Source organism: Bradyrhizobium sp. CCBAU 65884, from assembly GCF_028128835.1.
Classification (GTDB): Bacteria; Pseudomonadota; Alphaproteobacteria; order Rhizobiales; family Xanthobacteraceae; genus Bradyrhizobium; species Bradyrhizobium ottawaense.
In genome coordinates this window covers 21847-38061 of sequence record NZ_LBJU01000094.1, presented here as the reverse complement: position 1 = coordinate 38061, position 16215 = coordinate 21847, and the positions used below count along the sequence as shown (strand labels likewise).

The following is a 16215-nucleotide window of genomic DNA, read 5'->3' as shown; positions in this document are numbered from 1 at the left end:
CCGTCTCGTGCCCCGGACGCAGCGCAGCGTCTCTTCGACGTTGCGCTGCTGAGCCGGGGCCCATCTCTCCGCAGTGCGTGTTGCATCTGGGTCCCGGCTCTGCGCCGCAACGCTTCAGGCGTTGCGGCTGGTCCGGGACACGAGAAACTACGGCTTCAAGATCGACGCGCCCGTGGTCTTGCGGCTTTCGAGATCGATATGCGCCTTGGCGGCATCCTTCAGCGCGTAGGCGTGGTTGATCGGCACGTGCAGCTTGCCGTTGATGACGGCGGCGAACAGCGTGTCGGCGCCTTCGAGCAGCTCCTTGCGCGTGCCGACGTAGTCGTTGAGCTTCGGCCGCGTCGCAAACAGCGAGCCGTGATTGTTGAGCTCGGCGATCGAGAACGGCGGCACCGGGCCGGAGGCGTTGCCGAAGGAGACGAACATGCCGCGCGGCTTCAGGCAGGACAGCGAGCCCGGGAAGGTCGCCTTGCCGACGCCGTCATAGACGACGTCGCAGCCTTCGTTGCGGCTGATCTGCTTGACGCGCGCGACGAAGTCCTCCTCGTTGTAGAGGATGACGTGATCGCAGCCATTGGCCTCGGCGAGCTCGGCCTTCTCGCGCGAGCCGACCGTGCCGATGACGTGGGCCCCGAGCGCCCTCGCCCATTGGCAGGCCAAGAGGCCGATGCCGCCGGCCGCGGCGTGGATCAGCACGCGATGATGCGGCTCGACCTTGAAGGTCTTGTGCAGGAGATACCAGACCGTCAGGCCCTTGAGCATCAGCACGGCGCCCTGCTCGTGGGTGATGTGATCGGGCAGCTTGACCAGCTTCTCCCAGGGAAGGTTGCGCTCGCCGGTATAGGCTCCGAGATTGTGGTAGTAGGCGACGCGATCGCCGGGATGGAAATGCGTCACGCCGGGCCCGACGGCGACGACCTCGCCCGAGGCCTCGTTGCCGGCAATGAAGGGCAGCCCCGGCGCCTTGTAGAGACCGGTGCGGTAATAGACGTCGATGAAGTTCAGGCCGACCGCATGCTGGCGGATGCGCACCTCGCCGGGCCCGGGCGCCGGCACATCGACGCTCTCATAGACCAGGGCTTCGGGGCCTCCGACCTTGTGCACACGGACCGCTTTGGTCATCACCTGACCTCCTCTTCTCAAAGGCCAGCGAAAGACATCGCGCCCGCCTTGTCAACTCGATGTAGCTGGAACGCCTAAACCGACGGCTTGCTGATCTTCCTGCGGTTGCGCTTGGCCAGCACGTTGAAGAATTCGACGGCCGCCGAGAACGCAATGGCAAAATAGATGTAGCCGCGCGGAATGTGGAATTGGAATCCGTCCGCGACCAGCGCGACGCCGATCAGCACCAGGAACGCCAGTGCCAGCATTTTCGTGGTCGGATGCTCCGCGACGAAGCGCGACACCGGGCCCGACGAAATGTACATGATCAGGCAGGCGATCACGACCGCCGCGATCATGATCTCGATATCCTGGGCCATGCCGATCGCGGTGATGATCGAATCCAGCGAGAACACGATGTCGATGACGATGATCTGGATGATCACCCAGAAGAAGGCGCCGCCGCCGGATTTCTGATCGGCCTCGCCGTCATCGGCCTCGACCTCGGCGTGGATCTCGTGCGTCGCCTTCGCGATCAGGAACAGGCCGCCGCCGATCAGGATGAGGTCGCGCCAGGAGAAGTCCGCGCCCTTGAATGAAAAAACCGGCGCGGTCAGGCCGATCAGCCAGACCAGGACGCTGAGCAGGATGATGCGGAAGATCAGCGCGAGAGCGAGCCCGATCTTGCGGGCGCGGTCCGCCTGCTGCTGGGGGATGCGCGAGACGATCACCGACAGGAAGATGACGTTGTCGATGCCGAGCACGATCTCGAGCGCGGTCAGGGTGAGCAGCGCGGCCCAGGCTTCGGGACTGGTCAACAGATGCATCATGCGAACGATCTTACCAGACGTATCAGCGCATCGCTGAAGCTGATCCAGAGCGCGATCGCGCAGAGTGCGATGGTGACGCCGGCGCCGACGCGGAAATCCATCTCCAGCACGTAGAGGCCAAGCAGCGCCCAGATCGCGATCAGCGACATCGTCAGCCAGCGCAGCCGCACGACGCGGACCGGATGCAGCACGTGGAACGGCACGAAGGTCAGCACGACGAGCGCGGCCACCAGCAGCGTCGACCACAGCGGCGGCCAATGCAGCAGGAACAGATAGAACGCAGCCGCATTCCACAGTGCCGGGAAGCCGCGGAAATGATTGTCGTCCGCCTTCATGCGCAGATCGGCGAAATATAGTGCGCTGGTGACGATGATGGCGACGCCGAGCAAGGGAGCTGCGACCGGCAGCAGCAGGCCGCTGGCGACGATCGCGTAGGCCGGCACGAAGACATAGGTGACGAAGTCGACCACGAGATCGAGCACGTCGCCAGACCAGTTCGGCTGCACGTTCTTGACGTCGAGGCGACGCGCGATCGGCCCGTCGATCGCGTCGATGATCAGGGCGACGCCCAGCCACTGAAACATCGCCGCCCAGTGCTCGCGCACGGCCTCCAGCATCGCCAATAGCGCGATCGCCGCGCCGAACGCGGTGAAGATGTGCACCGAGAAGGCCGCGGCGCGGATCGCCGGTTTCGGCTTCAGGGAATCCTGCTGGGTATCCATGGCTTCTGCTATCAGAATGAGGCCGGTTTGCACATCCGCCATTGCGACGCCCGGTCGCACAATCTGTCATAAAATCAGGCACAATCAGCGGGCTTGAATTTGCCGCGGAGCGTGTCATTTGTCGCTCCATGACAGACGCATCGACACTCCATGACGCCGCCGTGATCGGCGGCGGACCGGCCGGACTTGCGGCGGCCATCGCACTGGCGCAGGCGGGTGCGCGGACCGCGCTGGTGGCGCGGCGCGTTCCCTATGCCGACAATCGCACCACCGCGCTGCTCGGCGCCTCCGTCGAGCTGCTGGAGACGCTTGACGTCTGGTCCCGCTGCAAGGACAAGGCCGCCGCGCTCGAGGTCATGCGCCTCGTCGACGACACCGGCAGGCTGTTCCGCGCGCCGGAGGTCCGGTTCTCCTGTCACGAAATCGCGCTCGACGCCTTCGGCTACAACATCGACAACCGGTCGCTGATGCTGGCTCTGGAAGAGCGTGCGGCTGAGCTGCCCAATCTCGTCCGTTTCGACGACGAGGCCGAAACCATCGTCATCGAAGCCGACGACGTCGCGGTCCGCACCGCCTCCGCGCAGTTTCTCTCGGCCCGCCTGGTGGTCGGCGCCGACGGCCGACATTCGCTGTGCCGCGAAGCTGCCGGCATCGCGGTGACGCGGCGCGAGCTGACGCAGACCGCGCTGACCTTCAACGTCGGTCACACGCGGCCGCATCGCAACGTCTCGACCGAGTTCCACACACCGCATGGACCCTGCGTGTTCGTGCCCCTGCCCGGCGACCGCTCCAGCATCGTCTGGGTCTCGGCGCCTGCGGAGGCGGAGCGGCTCCGCGGCCTCAGCGATGCCGAGCTGTCGGCCGCGATCGAGAAACAGTCGCATTCGATCCTGGGACGCATGACGGTCGAGCCCGGCCGCAACCTGTTTCCGCTCGCGATCGAACGTCCGAAATCCTTCGGCCGCGACCGCATCGCGCTGGTTGGCGAAGCCGCCCATGTGGTTCCGCCGATCGGCGCCCAGGGCCTCAATCTCGGCCTGCGCGATGCCGCCGATGTTGCTAGGCTCGCGGGCGAGGCAATCGCAGCCGGCCAGGATCCCGGCGCGCCCGACGTGCTCAAACGCTACGACCGCGCGCGGCGTCCGGACGTTTTGAGCCGCACCTTTGCGATCGACATCGCCAACCGCTCGCTGCTCAACGATTTCCTTCCGCTTCAGCCGGTCCGTGCCGTCGGCATGCACCTGCTCGGCGCCATCGGCCCGCTCCGGCGTTTTGCGATGCGCGAAGGCCTGACGCCGACCTGGCGGCGGTAACTTCTCTCACGGAAACACCAGCCGTCCGCTCTGAAGCAGCCACATCACGCTGGTCAGCGTGACCACGGACGCGAAGGTGCCGAGCAGCACCGCGACGGACGCCGATTCGATCCAGGCATCGTTCTGCCGGGCGATCACGAACACGTTCAGCGCCGGCGGCAGCGAGGCCATCAGCACGGCGGTCGCAGCCCAGGGCTGCGCGAAGGGGCCGAACGCCAGCATCAGGCCGAACGCCGCCAGCGGATGGATCAGGAGCTTGACCGCGATCACACCCGGCACTTCCCACGGCACCCGGTCGAACGGACGCAGCGCCACGGTCACGCCGAGCACGAACAGCGCGGTTGGCGCGGCGGCGTTCTGGAGGAAGGTGATGGTGCGGTCGAGCGCGACCGGCATCTCGATATGTAGCGCCGCGACCGCGGCGCCAAAGCAGGCCGACATGATCAGCGGGTTGAGCACGATCTGCTTCAGCACGACGCCGAAGGCGTGCACGATCGAGGGATGGTCGCGGTCGGACAGCTCGATCAAGAGCGGCACGATCGTGAACAGGAAGATGCTGTCGCAGCAGAAGATCAGCGCGGTCGGCGCCGCCGCCTTGGTCCCGAGCACGGCGAGCGCCAGGCCGGGCCCCATATAGCCGATATTGCCGTAGCCGCCGGAGAGGCCTGCGAGCGTCGCCTCGCGCAATGTCAGCCGTCCCAAAACCTTGCCTACGACCAGCGCCAGTGTGAACGCGGCGACGGTGGAGAGCGTGGTCGCTATCAGGAACGGCGGGTTGTTCAATTCCGCAAACGGCGTCTTCGACATGATCGCAAACAGCAGCGCCGGCAACGACACGTAGAGCAGGAAGAAGTTCATCCAGGCGAGACCCGATTCCGGCAGGGACTTGACCTTGCCGCAGGCAAAACCGACGAAGATCAAGCCGAAATAAGGTAGCGCCAGATTGAGGATATCGACCATTGATCAAGTGTTTTCTGAAGACTTGGGGGCTATCTGCCCCCAAAGTGAACGTTAATTCCAGATGAGGCCACTAGCATCGGCCACAATCCTGGTCTATCGACGGGGAATGATTAAAGCGCGGACCGCCAAATTCCAGATCGGACAGGTCGTGCGCCACCGGATCTTCTCGTTCCGGGGCGTGATCTTCGACATCGATCCGGAATTCAACAACACCGAGGAGTGGTGGCTGTCGATCCCCGAGGAGGTGCGGCCCCACAAGGACCAGCCGTTCTACCACCTGCTCGCTGAGAACGCGGAATCGGAATACGTCGCCTATGTCTCGGAGCAGAACCTTCTGCCCGACGATTCCGGCGAGCCGGTCCGGCATTCCCAGGTCGCCGAGATCTTCATCAAGGACAAGGCCGGCGGCTATCGCCCGCGCAACCCGTCGCTGAACTAGGTTTTCACCACCAGCACCCAGCCAGCAAAAAAGGCGCTCGAGATGAGCGCCTTCTTCATGTCTGGACGTCTGACGCCCGATTACTTCTGGCCGGTCGGAGCCGCACCCGGAGCAGCACCGCTCTGCTCGAGCTTCTTGCGCTGCTCATCAGCCTTCTTCTGAAGCTCTTCCTGGAGCTTCTTCTGATTTTCCTCGAACACCTTCGGATCGGTCGGCGGACCGTCATAGGCCTTCTGGAATTCGCCGGCGAGCGGCAGCGGCAGGGTCAGCGGCGCGCCGTTGGCGTTGATCGCCTGGACAACGAGATTCTGGCCCTTCTTCATGCTGTTGATGAGCTCGGGCGTCGCCTCGTAATCGGACATGCAGCCGTTCTGGAAGCAGATCACATAGGGCTGCTGCAGCGGCGCGTTGCTGTCCACGATGATGCGGGTGCCGTGCACGAGCTGCATGCCGAGCGGCAGCGTCACGCGCAGGATCTTCTTGGGCTCGCCTTCCGGCTCGATGATGACGGCGGCGATGACCGGCTGGCCCGATTCGATGCGGCCGTCCTTGCCGGTGAAGCAGACCTGCTTGGCGTTGGCGTCCTGGCCCTTCAGGCAGAACTTGGTCCAGGGGGCGTAGATCAGCTGGATCTGCTGATCGGCCGGCTGGGCCGCGCCCTGCTGCGCCGGAGCGCCTGCAGCGGGAGCCTGCTGCGCGGGGGCCTGAGCGGCCGGTGCCGGAGCCTTCGGGGCGGTCTTGGGAGCCGCTTTCGGGGCCGGAGCCACCTTGGGCGCACCCGGGGCCGGGGCCGGCGCCGGGGTCTGGGCCTCGGCGGCAAACGGAACGGCCAACGCCGTCGCCGTCAACAGGGCGAGAAGTCGCCCACGCGGCCGGACGGACGCGGCCAAGTAACGGAAATTCATTGCGGAAAACCCTTTCTGAACGGGAAGCGCCCGAACCGCTCCGAAGCGCCGAACCAAGCCGCCTTGGGCGCGGCTCTCTTCCCGTCAATTGAGGCAGATAAGTGACGGGCTCGGCGCTCTTGCGCGATTGCCCGCCTTCTTAACGTGGCCGACGAAAAGATCAATGCCGACAACCGTCTTTGGCCACATCCGCGGCTGCGCCCGGTGAAATTCCCTGTGATAGGATTCGAGGCTAGCCGGTCCTCGAATCAACGTGTGCCGATGTTCAAGTTCCAGCGCCTTTTCGAGGGCCCCGGTCTCCGCCTTTGCGTCCTTGCCTCTATGCTCGCGGGTGGGCTGTGCGCTGGCAGCGCGCGGGGCGAGGAAGCCCACGCCATCGCCATGCACGGCAAGCCGGCCATGCCGGCCGATTTCACCCACATGCCCTACGCCAATCCCGATGCCCCCAAGGGCGGCCGCTTGACCTGGGGTGTTCTGGGCACCTTCGACAGCCTCAATCCCTTCATCGTGAGGGGATTAGCTGTGCAGCAGATGCGGGGCTACGTGGTCGAGAGCCTGCTCGCGCGCGGCAATGACGAGGCATTCACGCTCTATGGCCTGCTCGCCAGGAGCGTCGAAACCGACGACGAGCGGAGCTTCGTCACGTTCCGTCTCGATCCGCGCGCCCGTTTTTCCGACGGCAAGCAGGTCATGGCCGAAGACGTGCTGTTCTCCTGGCAGCTCCTGCGCGACCGCGGTCGTCCGAACCTTCGGCAATACTATGCCAAGGTTGCCAAGGCCGAGGCGCCCGATCCCCTCACCGTCCGCTTCGACCTCGCGGGCGCCAACGACCGCGAGCTGCCGCTGATCCTCGGCCTGATGCCGATCCTGTCGAAGCAAGCCGTCGACGTCGCGACCTTCGAGGAGACGACGCTGACGAGCCCGATTGGCTCAGGCCCCTATCGCGTCACGGCGGTGAAGCCCGGGGCCAGCGTGACGCTCACCCGCAATCCCGATTATTGGGGCCGCGACCTGCCCATCAACCGCGGGCTCTACAATTTCGACGAGATCCGGCTCGACTATTTTCGCGAGGCCAACGGCCACTTCGAAGCCTTCAAGCGCGGCCTCTATGATTTCCGCGTCGAGCACGAGCCGCTGCGCTGGCACGACGGCTACGATTTTCCAGCCGCCAAAAGCGGCGAGGTGATCCGCGACAGCGTCAAGCCGGGCCTGCCGCAACCCTCCGAATTCCTGGTGTTCAACACCCGCCGTCCAATCTTCGCCGACATCCGCGTCCGCCAGGCGCTGACGCTTCTGTTCGATTTCGAGCTGGTCAACCGCAATTACTTTTTCGGGCTTTATTCGCGCGTTGCCGGCTATTTCGCCGGCTCCGACCTGTCGGCCTATGGCCGGCCCGCGGACGCGCGCGAGCGCGAGCTGCTCAAACCCTTCGCCGCGCAAATTCGGCCCGATGTCATGGACGGCAGCTACCGTCTGCCGGTGACTGACGGATCGGGACGCGACCGCACCACGCTGCGCGCCGCGCTGAAGCTGTTGTCGGACGCCGGCTATGAGCTCGACGGCACCGTGCTGCGCAATCGCAAGACCAAGGCGCCCCTCAACTTCGAGATCCTGGTCACGACCCGCGACCAGGAACGCATCGCGCTCGCCTTCCAGCGCGACCTCAAGCGCGCCGGCATCGAGCCGAGCGTGCGAACGGTCGACCCCGTGCAGTTCGATCAACGCCGGCTCGCTTACGAATTCGACATGATCCAGAACCGCTGGGACCAGTCGCTGTCACCCGGCAACGAGCAATATTTCTACTGGGGCAGCGCTGGCGCGGACAATCCGGGGACCCGCAACTACATGGGCGCCAGGGATCCGGCGATCGATGCCATGATCGCCGCCCTGCTCGAGGCCCGGGAACATACGGATTTCGTCTCGTCGGTGCGGGCGCTCGACCGCGCTCTGATCGCGGGCTTCTACACAATCCCCCTGTTTAACGTATCCGAGCAATGGATCGCGCGCTGGAATCGGATAGAACGGCCCAAGGCCACCTCGCTCTCAGGCTATTTGCCGGAGACCTGGTGGTCGAAGGGGCAGCCGCAAGCTCATCAAGCAAAGTGACGCCGTGAACCAGCCAGCCGTATCGCCGACGCTCGACACGTTGTTTCAGCGCACGCTGATCCGGCAGCCGCACGCGCCCGCCCTGCTTGATCCCCTCAACAAGGCCCGCGTGACCGGGCACCAGCCGCGGCGGATGACCTATGCCGAAGCCGACACGGCCATCGAGGCGCTGTCGGCTTATTTCGTCGAATCAGGCCTGCCGGCCAATTCCGTCATCGCGATCCAATTGCCTGCCACGGTCGAGTTCGTGCTCACCGTGCTCGCCGCCCATCGCGCCGGCCTCGTCGTCGCGGTGCTGCCGCTGCTCTGGCGGCACGCGGAACTGACCGCCGCGCTGAACCGCACCGCGGCGCGCGCCATCGTCACCATGAGCACGGTCGACGGCGTCAGCTATGCCGATCTGGCGATGCATGCGGCCGCGGAAGCCTTCTCGATCCGTCACGTCTGCGGCTTCGGCACCGATCTACCGGAAGGCATGGCTTCGCTCGACGAGGTGCTGGCCCGCCCGCCCGGCACCACGCGCGCCGTGATTCAGGACGGCCGCAAGGCGGCGATGATCTCCTTCGACGTCACGGCCGAAGGCTTTCGCCCGGTGCCGCGGCCGCATTTCAGCCTGATCGCCGGCGGGCTTGCGATGTCGCTGGAAGCCGACATCAGGCAGGGCGCGACCGTGATGGCGGCGTTCACGCCGATGTCGTTCGCAGGGCTCGCCTCCTCGCTCGCGGTGTGGCTGCTCTCCGGCGGCGCGCTGGCGCTGCATCATCCGTTCGAGAACGAGGTGCTGGAGCAGCAGATCAACGAGCATGAATGCGAGGTGCTGATCGCGCCGGCGCAGCTCGCGCTGCGTCTTGGCGATGCCGACCTGGCGGCGCGGATGCCGACCTTGCGCAATGTCATCGGCCTGTGGCGCGCGCCCGAGCAGGTGGCGGCGAGCGATGCCTGGATCGCGCCCCATGCCCCGCTGACCGACGTCTACCTGTTCGGCGAGGCCGGGCTGTTCGGCGCCCGCCGCGGCGAGGACGGTATGCCCGTTGCGGTGATGCCCGGGCCGCACGGCGCCCCGCGCGAGCAATCCGGCTCGTCCATTGCGGGCGAGATCCTGCTGACGCCGAAGGGCACGCTCGGCCTGCGAGGCGCGATGGTGCCGATCGCGGCCTATGCCCCGCCGCAGCCGGTCGGAGACACGCTGACCGCGCAGCCGCCGCGCGATTATGTCGACACCGGCTATGCCGCCCGGCTCGACCGTCCGAGCGGCGCGATCTGCATCACCGCGCCCCCCTCCGGCATCATGGCCGTCGGCGGCTACCGCTTCCTCTCCAACGACCTTCAGGAATGGGCTCGCCGGCTCGGCCAGGGCGCCCTGCTCACCGCGCTGCCCGACCGGCTTTCCGGCCACCGGCTGGCCGGACGCGCGCAGGACAATACCCGGGCCCGCGAGGCGCTCAGCGAGCTCGGGCTTAACCCCCTGATGGTCGAAGCTTTTCGCGACCGTTCCGGCCCCGGCTAGGCGCGGTTTCGCCTGGTACGTTGACGCTGCATTAAGGCGGCCAAACTAGATTGCGGGGCATCTGTCGCGTGATCAGAGTTTTGCGAATGTCCCAGGCGGGCCCGATCCTGTTTGTGTCCAATGCCGAGCGGCCGCCCTTCATTGCGGCGCTGGACGAGGCCCGGCTCTTTCCCGTCGTCGACACCGACTGGGCCAGCGCAGCGCGCGCCGTCGAGCAGGTCCAGCCGGCCGCGGTTCTCGCCCAGATGTCCGGCGGTCATGAGCCGCATATTGCGCCGCTCGCCAAGAAGATCGCCGACCAGTCGCTCTACCTTCCTTTCGTGGCCCTCGATGCTGCAGGCACGCTGCCCCACAACGCCCTGCCGTTCTCCTCGCGCGGCGGCAATTCCGACCGCCTGATCGCGCGCCTTCGCGCCGCTCTGCGCGTGCGCACCCTGCATGCCACGGTGCTGCGCCGGCTGCCGGAAGTGAAGGTCGCGCTGCCGCAAGGCGATCCCGCCCGCGATGCCACCGTGCTCCTGATCGGCCGCGGCTCGGCCTATCCCGCGCTCTCCGTCGCGCTCGGCGAACGTGCCGGCGTCGTCGGCGCGCTCTCGATCGAGGCCGCCGCGAAACATCTCAACACCCGTGACCTCGACGGCGTCGTGCTCGCCGAAGGTTTTACCGCGCGCGTCACCGACGCCTTTCTAACGGTGCTCGCCGAGGACTCCCGCTTCCGCAGCCTGCCCGTCGTCGTCACCGCGCACCAGCTGACACAGATCTACGATCTGCCCAATCTCGAGCTGATCCCGGGCGAGCCGGCGAACGTCGCGGCCAATGCGCTGCCCCTGATCCGCCAGCATGCGATGGAAGCACAATTGAGCCGCACGCTCCGCTCGATCGATGCCGGCGGCTGGCTCGATCCGCGCAGCGGCCTGCTCACGGTTGAAGCCTTCGCCCGCGATTTTGCCAAGGCGGTCGAGCAGACGCTCGCCCGCGGCGGTGGTTTGTCGGTCGCGCGGTTCGCCTTCGACCCCGGCAATTCCCGCGCCCAGCTCGGTGCCGCGCGCATCCTCAGCCGCCTGATGCGTCAGATGGATTTCGGCGCGGCGCAGAAGGACGGCTCGGTCATCGTCGTGTTCGCGGAAACCGACTTCCGCACCGCCCACATGATCGCCCGCCGCCTCTCGGCGGTGATGCGGCACACCTCCAACGGCAAGCACGAGATGCGCAGCGAGCCCGTCGTCAGCGTGGACTCGCTGTCGCCGTCGGATACGGCAAGGTCGCTGCTGGGGCGGCTGTCGGCGGATGCGTCGCGGGCGGCATCGTAGCATCCGCCGGCACGGCTCGATCGCTCAAACCATCATGAGCTTGATCTGGCCGTCCTCGACGGTCCCCATCGCGAGAGCGTCGCGCGCCATCTTCTCGACGGCCGGCCAGTTCGCCAGAAGGTATCTCTGCGCCTGCGCCTTGGTCGGGAAATTTGTTTGAAGAATACAGCTCTGCCGCGTGTTCCCGTTCGCGATCTGGAAGGACACCGCCTGAGGGCCCTCCCGAATCTCTTGCTCGGTGGGCTGGGGAACCTTGCGCATGCTGCTCCTTCTCGCGGCTTAGCGAACCGGTAAGGCGACCCCGGAGGCTGGATCGGCGCGAGCCGTCCCGGCCGCGATCTTCCTGGCTTTCAATCTTCGCTCTGACTCGAGGCTCGGTTGCGTATTGCGGACCGCTTCGGTCAGCATCAGGCGGAGCTCTGCCTTGGTCTTGGGTGCTTGTCGCGTGGTCGACTTCTGCCAATTGGTCATGAAGTCTATATGGGAATTTTCGCGCGAAACGCCACCATTCGCATTCGCGATCAGGCGGTAACCGGTGCAAAAAACCCGCGGCCGGTGAACGGTCGCGGGTCAAGAGATCCGAAGCTCTGCCAGTACATCCGTGGTCAAAGCAACGTCATGTCGATTGCGACAGCCTATGCGGCGCGCAGATCTTCAGCAGCAGACTTGCCGGTCCGGCGGTCTGCAACGATTTCGAATGAAACCTTCTGCCCTTCGTTGAGGGTATTCATGCCGGCGCGTTCAACGGCGCTGATATGAACGAACACATCCTGGCTGCCCTGGTCGGGCTGAATGAATCCGAAACCCTTTTGGCTGTTAAACCACTTCACAGTTCCCGTCGTCATGGGGTCGTCCTTTACGATAGATAAGCGTTTGGCCACGCTCAAAAGCGCGGTCGATGTCGTCGAGATCTGGAGGGAGGGTCGTCAGTCAGGCGCGCTTGAAAGCGGCGAGGCCAAGTCGTTCGGCCGAAACTCGATGATTTGGATATAGATACTGCTCGGTCATTCCGCAAGTGACCATACGTCATTGTCTTCAGATCCAGAGGCCGCGCAACGATTCAAGCCGCATCGCCTCTGCAGATATCACAGCGCCTCACGCCGCCTTCTTGCTTTCCGCGAGCTGCGCCAGCTGGCGCATGATCTCCGTCGTCCCAACGAGACGCTCTTCCGGCGTCTCCCAATCCTGCAGGAACACCACCTTCATATCGGGCCGAACCTTGGCGGCCTGGCCGTAGCTGCGGATGAAGCTCACCAGACGATCGGGATGGGCGAAGGAATTGTCGCGGAAGTCGATGACGGCGCCCTTCGGGCCGGCATCGATCTTCCCGACATTGGCGCGGCGGCAGAACGCCTTGATCGCGGCGACCTTGAAGAGGTAGCGCACCTCGTCCGGCAGCACGCCGAAGCGATCGCGCATCTCGGCGCCAAAATTCTCGATCTCCTCCTCGGTGTCGAGATCGGCGAGCCGCCGGTACAGCGACAGCCGCACCGAGAGATCGCCGACATAATCCTCCGGAATGAGCACGGGCATGCCGATGGTGATTGACGGCGACCAGCGGTCGGCGGCGGGCTCGGAGACGCCGGCCTTGAGGTTGACGATCGCCTCCTCCAGCATCGACTGATAGAGCTCGAAGCCGACCTCCTTGATGTGGCCGGACTGCTCCTCGCCGAGCAGATTGCCGGCGCCGCGGATGTCGAGGTCGTGCGAGGCGAGCTGGAAGCCCGCGCCCAGCGTCTCCAGCGATTGCAGCACGGTGAGCCGGCGCTCGGCCTGCGCTGTGATCTTCTGCTGCGCCGGCAGCGTGAACAGCGCATACGCACGCAGCTTGGAGCGGCCGACGCGGCCGCGCAGCTGGTAGAGCTGGGCGAGGCCGAACATGTCGGCGCGGTGCACGATCAGCGTGTTGGCGTTGGGGATGTCGAGGCCGGACTCGACGATCGTGGTGGACAGCAGGATGTCGAACTTGCCGTCGTAGAAAGCGGTCATGATGTCCTCGATCACGGCGGGCGGCATCTGGCCGTGCGCGACCGCGACCTTCATCTCCGGCACGTTCTTGTCGAGGAAATCCTTGACCTCGGCGAGGTCGTCGATGCGCGGCACCACGTAGAACGCCTGGCCGCCGCGGTAGCGCTCGCGCAGCAGCGCCTCGCGGATCATCAGCGGATCATGCGGAGCGACGAAGGTGCGCACCGCGAGGCGATCAACCGGGGGCGATGCGATGATCGAGAGCTCGCGAACCCCGGTCAGCGCCAGCTGCAGCGTGCGCGGAATCGGGGTTGCCGACAGCGTCAGTACGTGCACCTCGGAGCGCAGCGCCTTCAGCCGCTCCTTGTGAGTGACGCCAAAATGCTGCTCCTCGTCGACGATGACGAGGCCGAGGTCGCGGAACTTGATGGCCTTGCCGAGCAGCGCGTGGGTGCCGACGACGATGTCGACCGAACCGTCGGCGATGCCTTTCTTGACCAGATTGAGCTCCTTGGTCGCGACCAGGCGCGAGGCCTGCGCCACGTTGACCGGAAAGCCCTTGAAGCGCTCGGTGAAGGTCTTCGCGTGCTGGCGTGCGAGCAGCGTGGTCGGCACCACCACGGCGACCTGCTTGCCTTCGAGCGCGACGGCAAAGGCCGCGCGCAACGCCACCTCGGTCTTGCCGAAGCCGACGTCGCCGCAGATCAGCCGGTCCATGGGACGGCCGAGTTCGAGATCCTTCAGCGTGGATTCGATCGCCCCTAGCTGGTCCTCAGTCTCGTCATACGGGAAGCGCGCGCAGAACTCGTCGTACAGGCCCTGCTGCACCGGCAGCTTGGGCGCCTCGTGCAGATGACGCGCGGCGGCGATCTTGATCAGCTCGCCCGCGATCTCGCGGATGCGGTTCTTGAGTTTTGCCTTGCGGGTCTGCCAGCCGCCGCCGCCGAGGCGATCGAGCTCGACCGTGGTCTGGTCCGAGCCGTAGCGCGACAGCAGCTCGATGTTCTCGACCGGCAGGAACAGTTTTGTCTCGGCGGCATAGTGCAGCTCGAGACAGTCATGCGGCGCGCCGGCGACATCGAGGGTCTGGAGGCCGATGAAGCGGCCGATGCCGTGGTCGACGTGGACGACGATGTCCCCCGCGGCAAGGCTCGTCACCTCCGAGATGAAATTGTCGAGCTTGCGGCTGGCCTTGCGCGGCCGCACCAGGCGATCGCCAAGGATGTCCTGCTCGCTGATGAGCGCGATCTCATCGGTCTCGAAACCGCTTTCGAGGCCGAGCACGGCCAGCATGGTCTCGTTGCGCGGGGTGGCCTGCACCGTCCGCCAGCTGTTGACGCTGGTGGTGTGGGCCAGCTTGTGGTCGCGCAGCATCGAATTCATGCGGTCGCGTGAGCCCTCGCTCCAGAGCGCGATCACGACCTTCTTGCGCTGGGCGTGCAGCGCCATGACGTGGCTGACGACGGACTCGAACACGTTGACCGTGTTGTCGTTGCGCTCCGGCGCGAAATCGCGGCCCTTGCGGGCACCGGCGTCGATGACACTGGTCCCGTCGGCAGGAACCGAGAACTGCGTCAACCGCAGCAGCGGCATGTCGCTCTCGCGCCTGGTCCATTCCTCGCTGGTCAGATAGAGCCGGTCCGGCGGCAGCGGCTTGTAGATGGCGCCGCCGGCGGGATGCTCCATGGCATCGCGGCGGGCCTCGTAATAGTCCTGGATCTGCTTGAATCGCTCGCGGACGGCGTCCTCGGCCTGCGGCTCGATCGCGATGGGCGCGCCCTGCAGATAATCGAACAGCGTGTCCATCCGGTCCTGGAACAGCGGCAGCCAGTGCTCCATGCCGGGATGGCGGCGGCCTTCGCTGACGGCTTCATACAGCGCATCGTCGCGCTCGGGCGCGCCGAACTCGGCGACATAGCCCATGCGGAAACGGCGGATGGTGTCGGTGACGAGCTGGAATTCCGAGATCGGCACGAGGTCGAGCGAGCGCATGTCGAGCAGCGTGCGCTGGGTCTCGGCGTCGAAGGAGCGGATCGATTCCAGGCTGTCGCCGAAGAAGTCGAAGCGCACCGGCTGCTCGAGGCCGGCCGGAAACAGATCGAGGATGCCGCCGCGCACGGCATATTCACCGGGCTCACGCACGGTCGAGGAACGGTTGTAACCGTTGTGCTCGAGCCAGGCGACGATGGTGTCCATCGGCACGACGTTGCCGGGTGCCACCGACAGCGCCTGCGCCGCGACGAGTTCACGCGCCGGCACGCGCTGCACGATCGCATTCACCGTGGTCAGCACGATCAGCGGCTTGTCGCTGCCGGTGAGCGAGGCCAGCCGCGCCAGCGTGGTCAGGCGTTGTGCCAAAATGCCGCCATGCGGCGAGACGCGGTCATAGGGCTGGCAGTCCCAGGCCGGGAACTGGAGCACCGGCAGATCGGGCGCGAAGAACTGCAGCGCGCGTTCGAGCTGCTGCATGCGCGGACCGTCGCGGCAGACCACGGCAAGGCTGACGGCCGGCTTCTTCGGCCGCGCCGCGATGGCGCGGGCGAGATCGGAGACGACCAGGCCTTCGGCGCCTTCCGCGACATTGGCAAGCGTCAGCACACGGCCGGGCGCAAGCAGCTCGGCCGGAGATTTCATTCCCTGCTTCATGCGTCGCGGTCCGCGATCGGATAGGCCTTGATGCGGGCAAACAGCGCGCCGGTGACATCAGCCGGCAGCACCTTGTCGCCGGTGATGGCGGCATAGAGATCGGGATCGTTGACCTCGAGCAAGGTCTCGAGCTCGGTCAGCTCGGCGTCCGACAGATTGCCGATCTCGGCATCCGCAAAGCGGCCGAGGATCAGGTCCATCTCGCGCGTGCCGCGGTGCCAGCAGCGGAACAAAAGCCGCTTGCGGCGGTCGTCCAGCCCGCTGCTCGATCGTGTCGTTCCCGTCATGTCTCAAATCCAGTCAAACGCAGAAAGCCCGGACGTGCCGGGCGGGGCTGATATAGCCATTCGGGGTGGCCGTGTCAGCCCTCGATTTGGCAAGCCTGCCGCCCGGGTGCGGCCGCGAAAA

Annotated in this window: 14 protein-coding genes; 5 read left to right on the top strand and 9 right to left on the bottom strand. The window is 65.8% G+C overall.

Annotated features, from left to right (window positions below):
- Window positions 1-147: 147 nt before the first annotated feature.
- From XI03_RS07755 to pcsA, 3 genes are all read right to left on the bottom strand, one after another.
- Window positions 148-1122, bottom strand: coding sequence for a quinone oxidoreductase family protein (locus XI03_RS07755; RefSeq protein WP_028144564.1), 975 nt, complete (start codon window positions 1120-1122; stop codon window positions 148-150).
- Window positions 1123-1196: 74 nt separating this feature from the next.
- Window positions 1197-1931: a TerC family protein gene (locus XI03_RS07750; protein ID WP_271591762.1), complete on the bottom strand. Its 735-nt coding sequence runs from the start codon at window positions 1929-1931 to the stop codon at window positions 1197-1199.
- Window positions 1928-2695 (bottom strand): phosphatidylcholine synthase, encoded by a 768-nt coding sequence (gene pcsA, locus XI03_RS07745; protein WP_028144562.1) that lies wholly within the window; start codon window positions 2693-2695, stop codon window positions 1928-1930. The genes XI03_RS07750 and pcsA overlap by 4 nt, the downstream gene beginning before the upstream one ends.
- A gap of 86 nt (window positions 2696-2781) precedes the next feature.
- On the opposite strand from pcsA, the gene XI03_RS07740 reads away from it, so the two are divergent.
- Window positions 2782-3966, top strand: a complete 1185-nt coding sequence (locus XI03_RS07740; RefSeq protein WP_271591761.1) for a UbiH/UbiF family hydroxylase — start codon at window positions 2782-2784, stop codon at window positions 3964-3966.
- A 6-nt stretch (window positions 3967-3972) separates the two neighbouring features.
- Here the strand turns inward: XI03_RS07740 and XI03_RS07735 are convergent, their stop codons facing one another.
- Window positions 3973-4926 carry an AEC family transporter gene (locus XI03_RS07735; RefSeq protein WP_028144560.1) on the bottom strand — a complete coding sequence of 318 codons (954 nt, stop codon included), beginning with the start codon at window positions 4924-4926 and terminating at the stop codon, window positions 3973-3975.
- Between the two features lie 106 nt (window positions 4927-5032).
- Between XI03_RS07735 and hspQ the strand changes: the two genes are divergently transcribed.
- A complete protein-coding gene (gene hspQ, locus XI03_RS07730; RefSeq protein ID WP_008564941.1) occupies window positions 5033-5365 on the top strand; it encodes a heat shock protein HspQ in 333 nt (110 codons plus the stop codon).
- Between the two features lie 80 nt (window positions 5366-5445).
- On the opposite strand, the gene XI03_RS07725 is transcribed toward hspQ, so the two are convergent.
- Window positions 5446-6270, bottom strand: coding sequence for an invasion associated locus B family protein (locus XI03_RS07725; RefSeq protein WP_271591760.1), 825 nt, complete (start codon window positions 6268-6270; stop codon window positions 5446-5448).
- A gap of 261 nt (window positions 6271-6531) precedes the next feature.
- Between XI03_RS07725 and XI03_RS07720 the strand changes: the two genes are divergently transcribed.
- From XI03_RS07720 to XI03_RS07710, 3 genes are all read left to right on the top strand, one after another.
- Window positions 6532-8376 carry an extracellular solute-binding protein gene (locus XI03_RS07720; protein WP_271591783.1) on the top strand — a complete coding sequence of 615 codons (1845 nt, stop codon included), beginning with the start codon at window positions 6532-6534 and terminating at the stop codon, window positions 8374-8376.
- 4 nt (window positions 8377-8380) lie between these two features.
- The gene (locus XI03_RS07715) at window positions 8381-9883 is read left to right on the top strand and encodes a class I adenylate-forming enzyme family protein (protein WP_271591759.1); all 1503 of its coding nucleotides are present in this window, start codon (window positions 8381-8383) and stop codon (window positions 9881-9883) included.
- An 86-nt stretch (window positions 9884-9969) separates the two neighbouring features.
- On the top strand, window positions 9970-11193 hold the full coding sequence (locus XI03_RS07710) for a GGDEF domain-containing protein (protein WP_271591758.1): 1224 nt from the start codon (window positions 9970-9972) through the stop codon (window positions 11191-11193).
- Window positions 11194-11217: 24 nt separating this feature from the next.
- Here XI03_RS07710 and XI03_RS07705 read toward each other — a convergent pair whose 3' ends face one another.
- The 4 genes from XI03_RS07705 to XI03_RS07690 all read right to left on the bottom strand — a co-directional run bounded on the left by XI03_RS07705 (window position 11218) and on the right by XI03_RS07690 (window position 16094).
- Window positions 11218-11454, bottom strand: coding sequence for a hypothetical protein (locus XI03_RS07705; protein WP_271591757.1), 237 nt, complete (start codon window positions 11452-11454; stop codon window positions 11218-11220).
- Between the two features lie 374 nt (window positions 11455-11828).
- Window positions 11829-12038, bottom strand: coding sequence for a cold-shock protein (locus XI03_RS07700; protein ID WP_028144554.1), 210 nt, complete (start codon window positions 12036-12038; stop codon window positions 11829-11831).
- Window positions 12039-12288: 250 nt separating this feature from the next.
- Window positions 12289-15807 carry a transcription-repair coupling factor gene (gene mfd, locus XI03_RS07695; RefSeq protein ID WP_271591756.1) on the bottom strand — a complete coding sequence of 1173 codons (3519 nt, stop codon included), beginning with the start codon at window positions 15805-15807 and terminating at the stop codon, window positions 12289-12291.
- Window positions 15804-16094, bottom strand: coding sequence for an FAD assembly factor SdhE (locus XI03_RS07690; RefSeq protein ID WP_028144552.1), 291 nt, complete (start codon window positions 16092-16094; stop codon window positions 15804-15806). Before XI03_RS07690 ends, mfd begins: the two co-directional genes overlap by 4 nt.
- Window positions 16095-16215 lie beyond the last annotated feature (121 nt).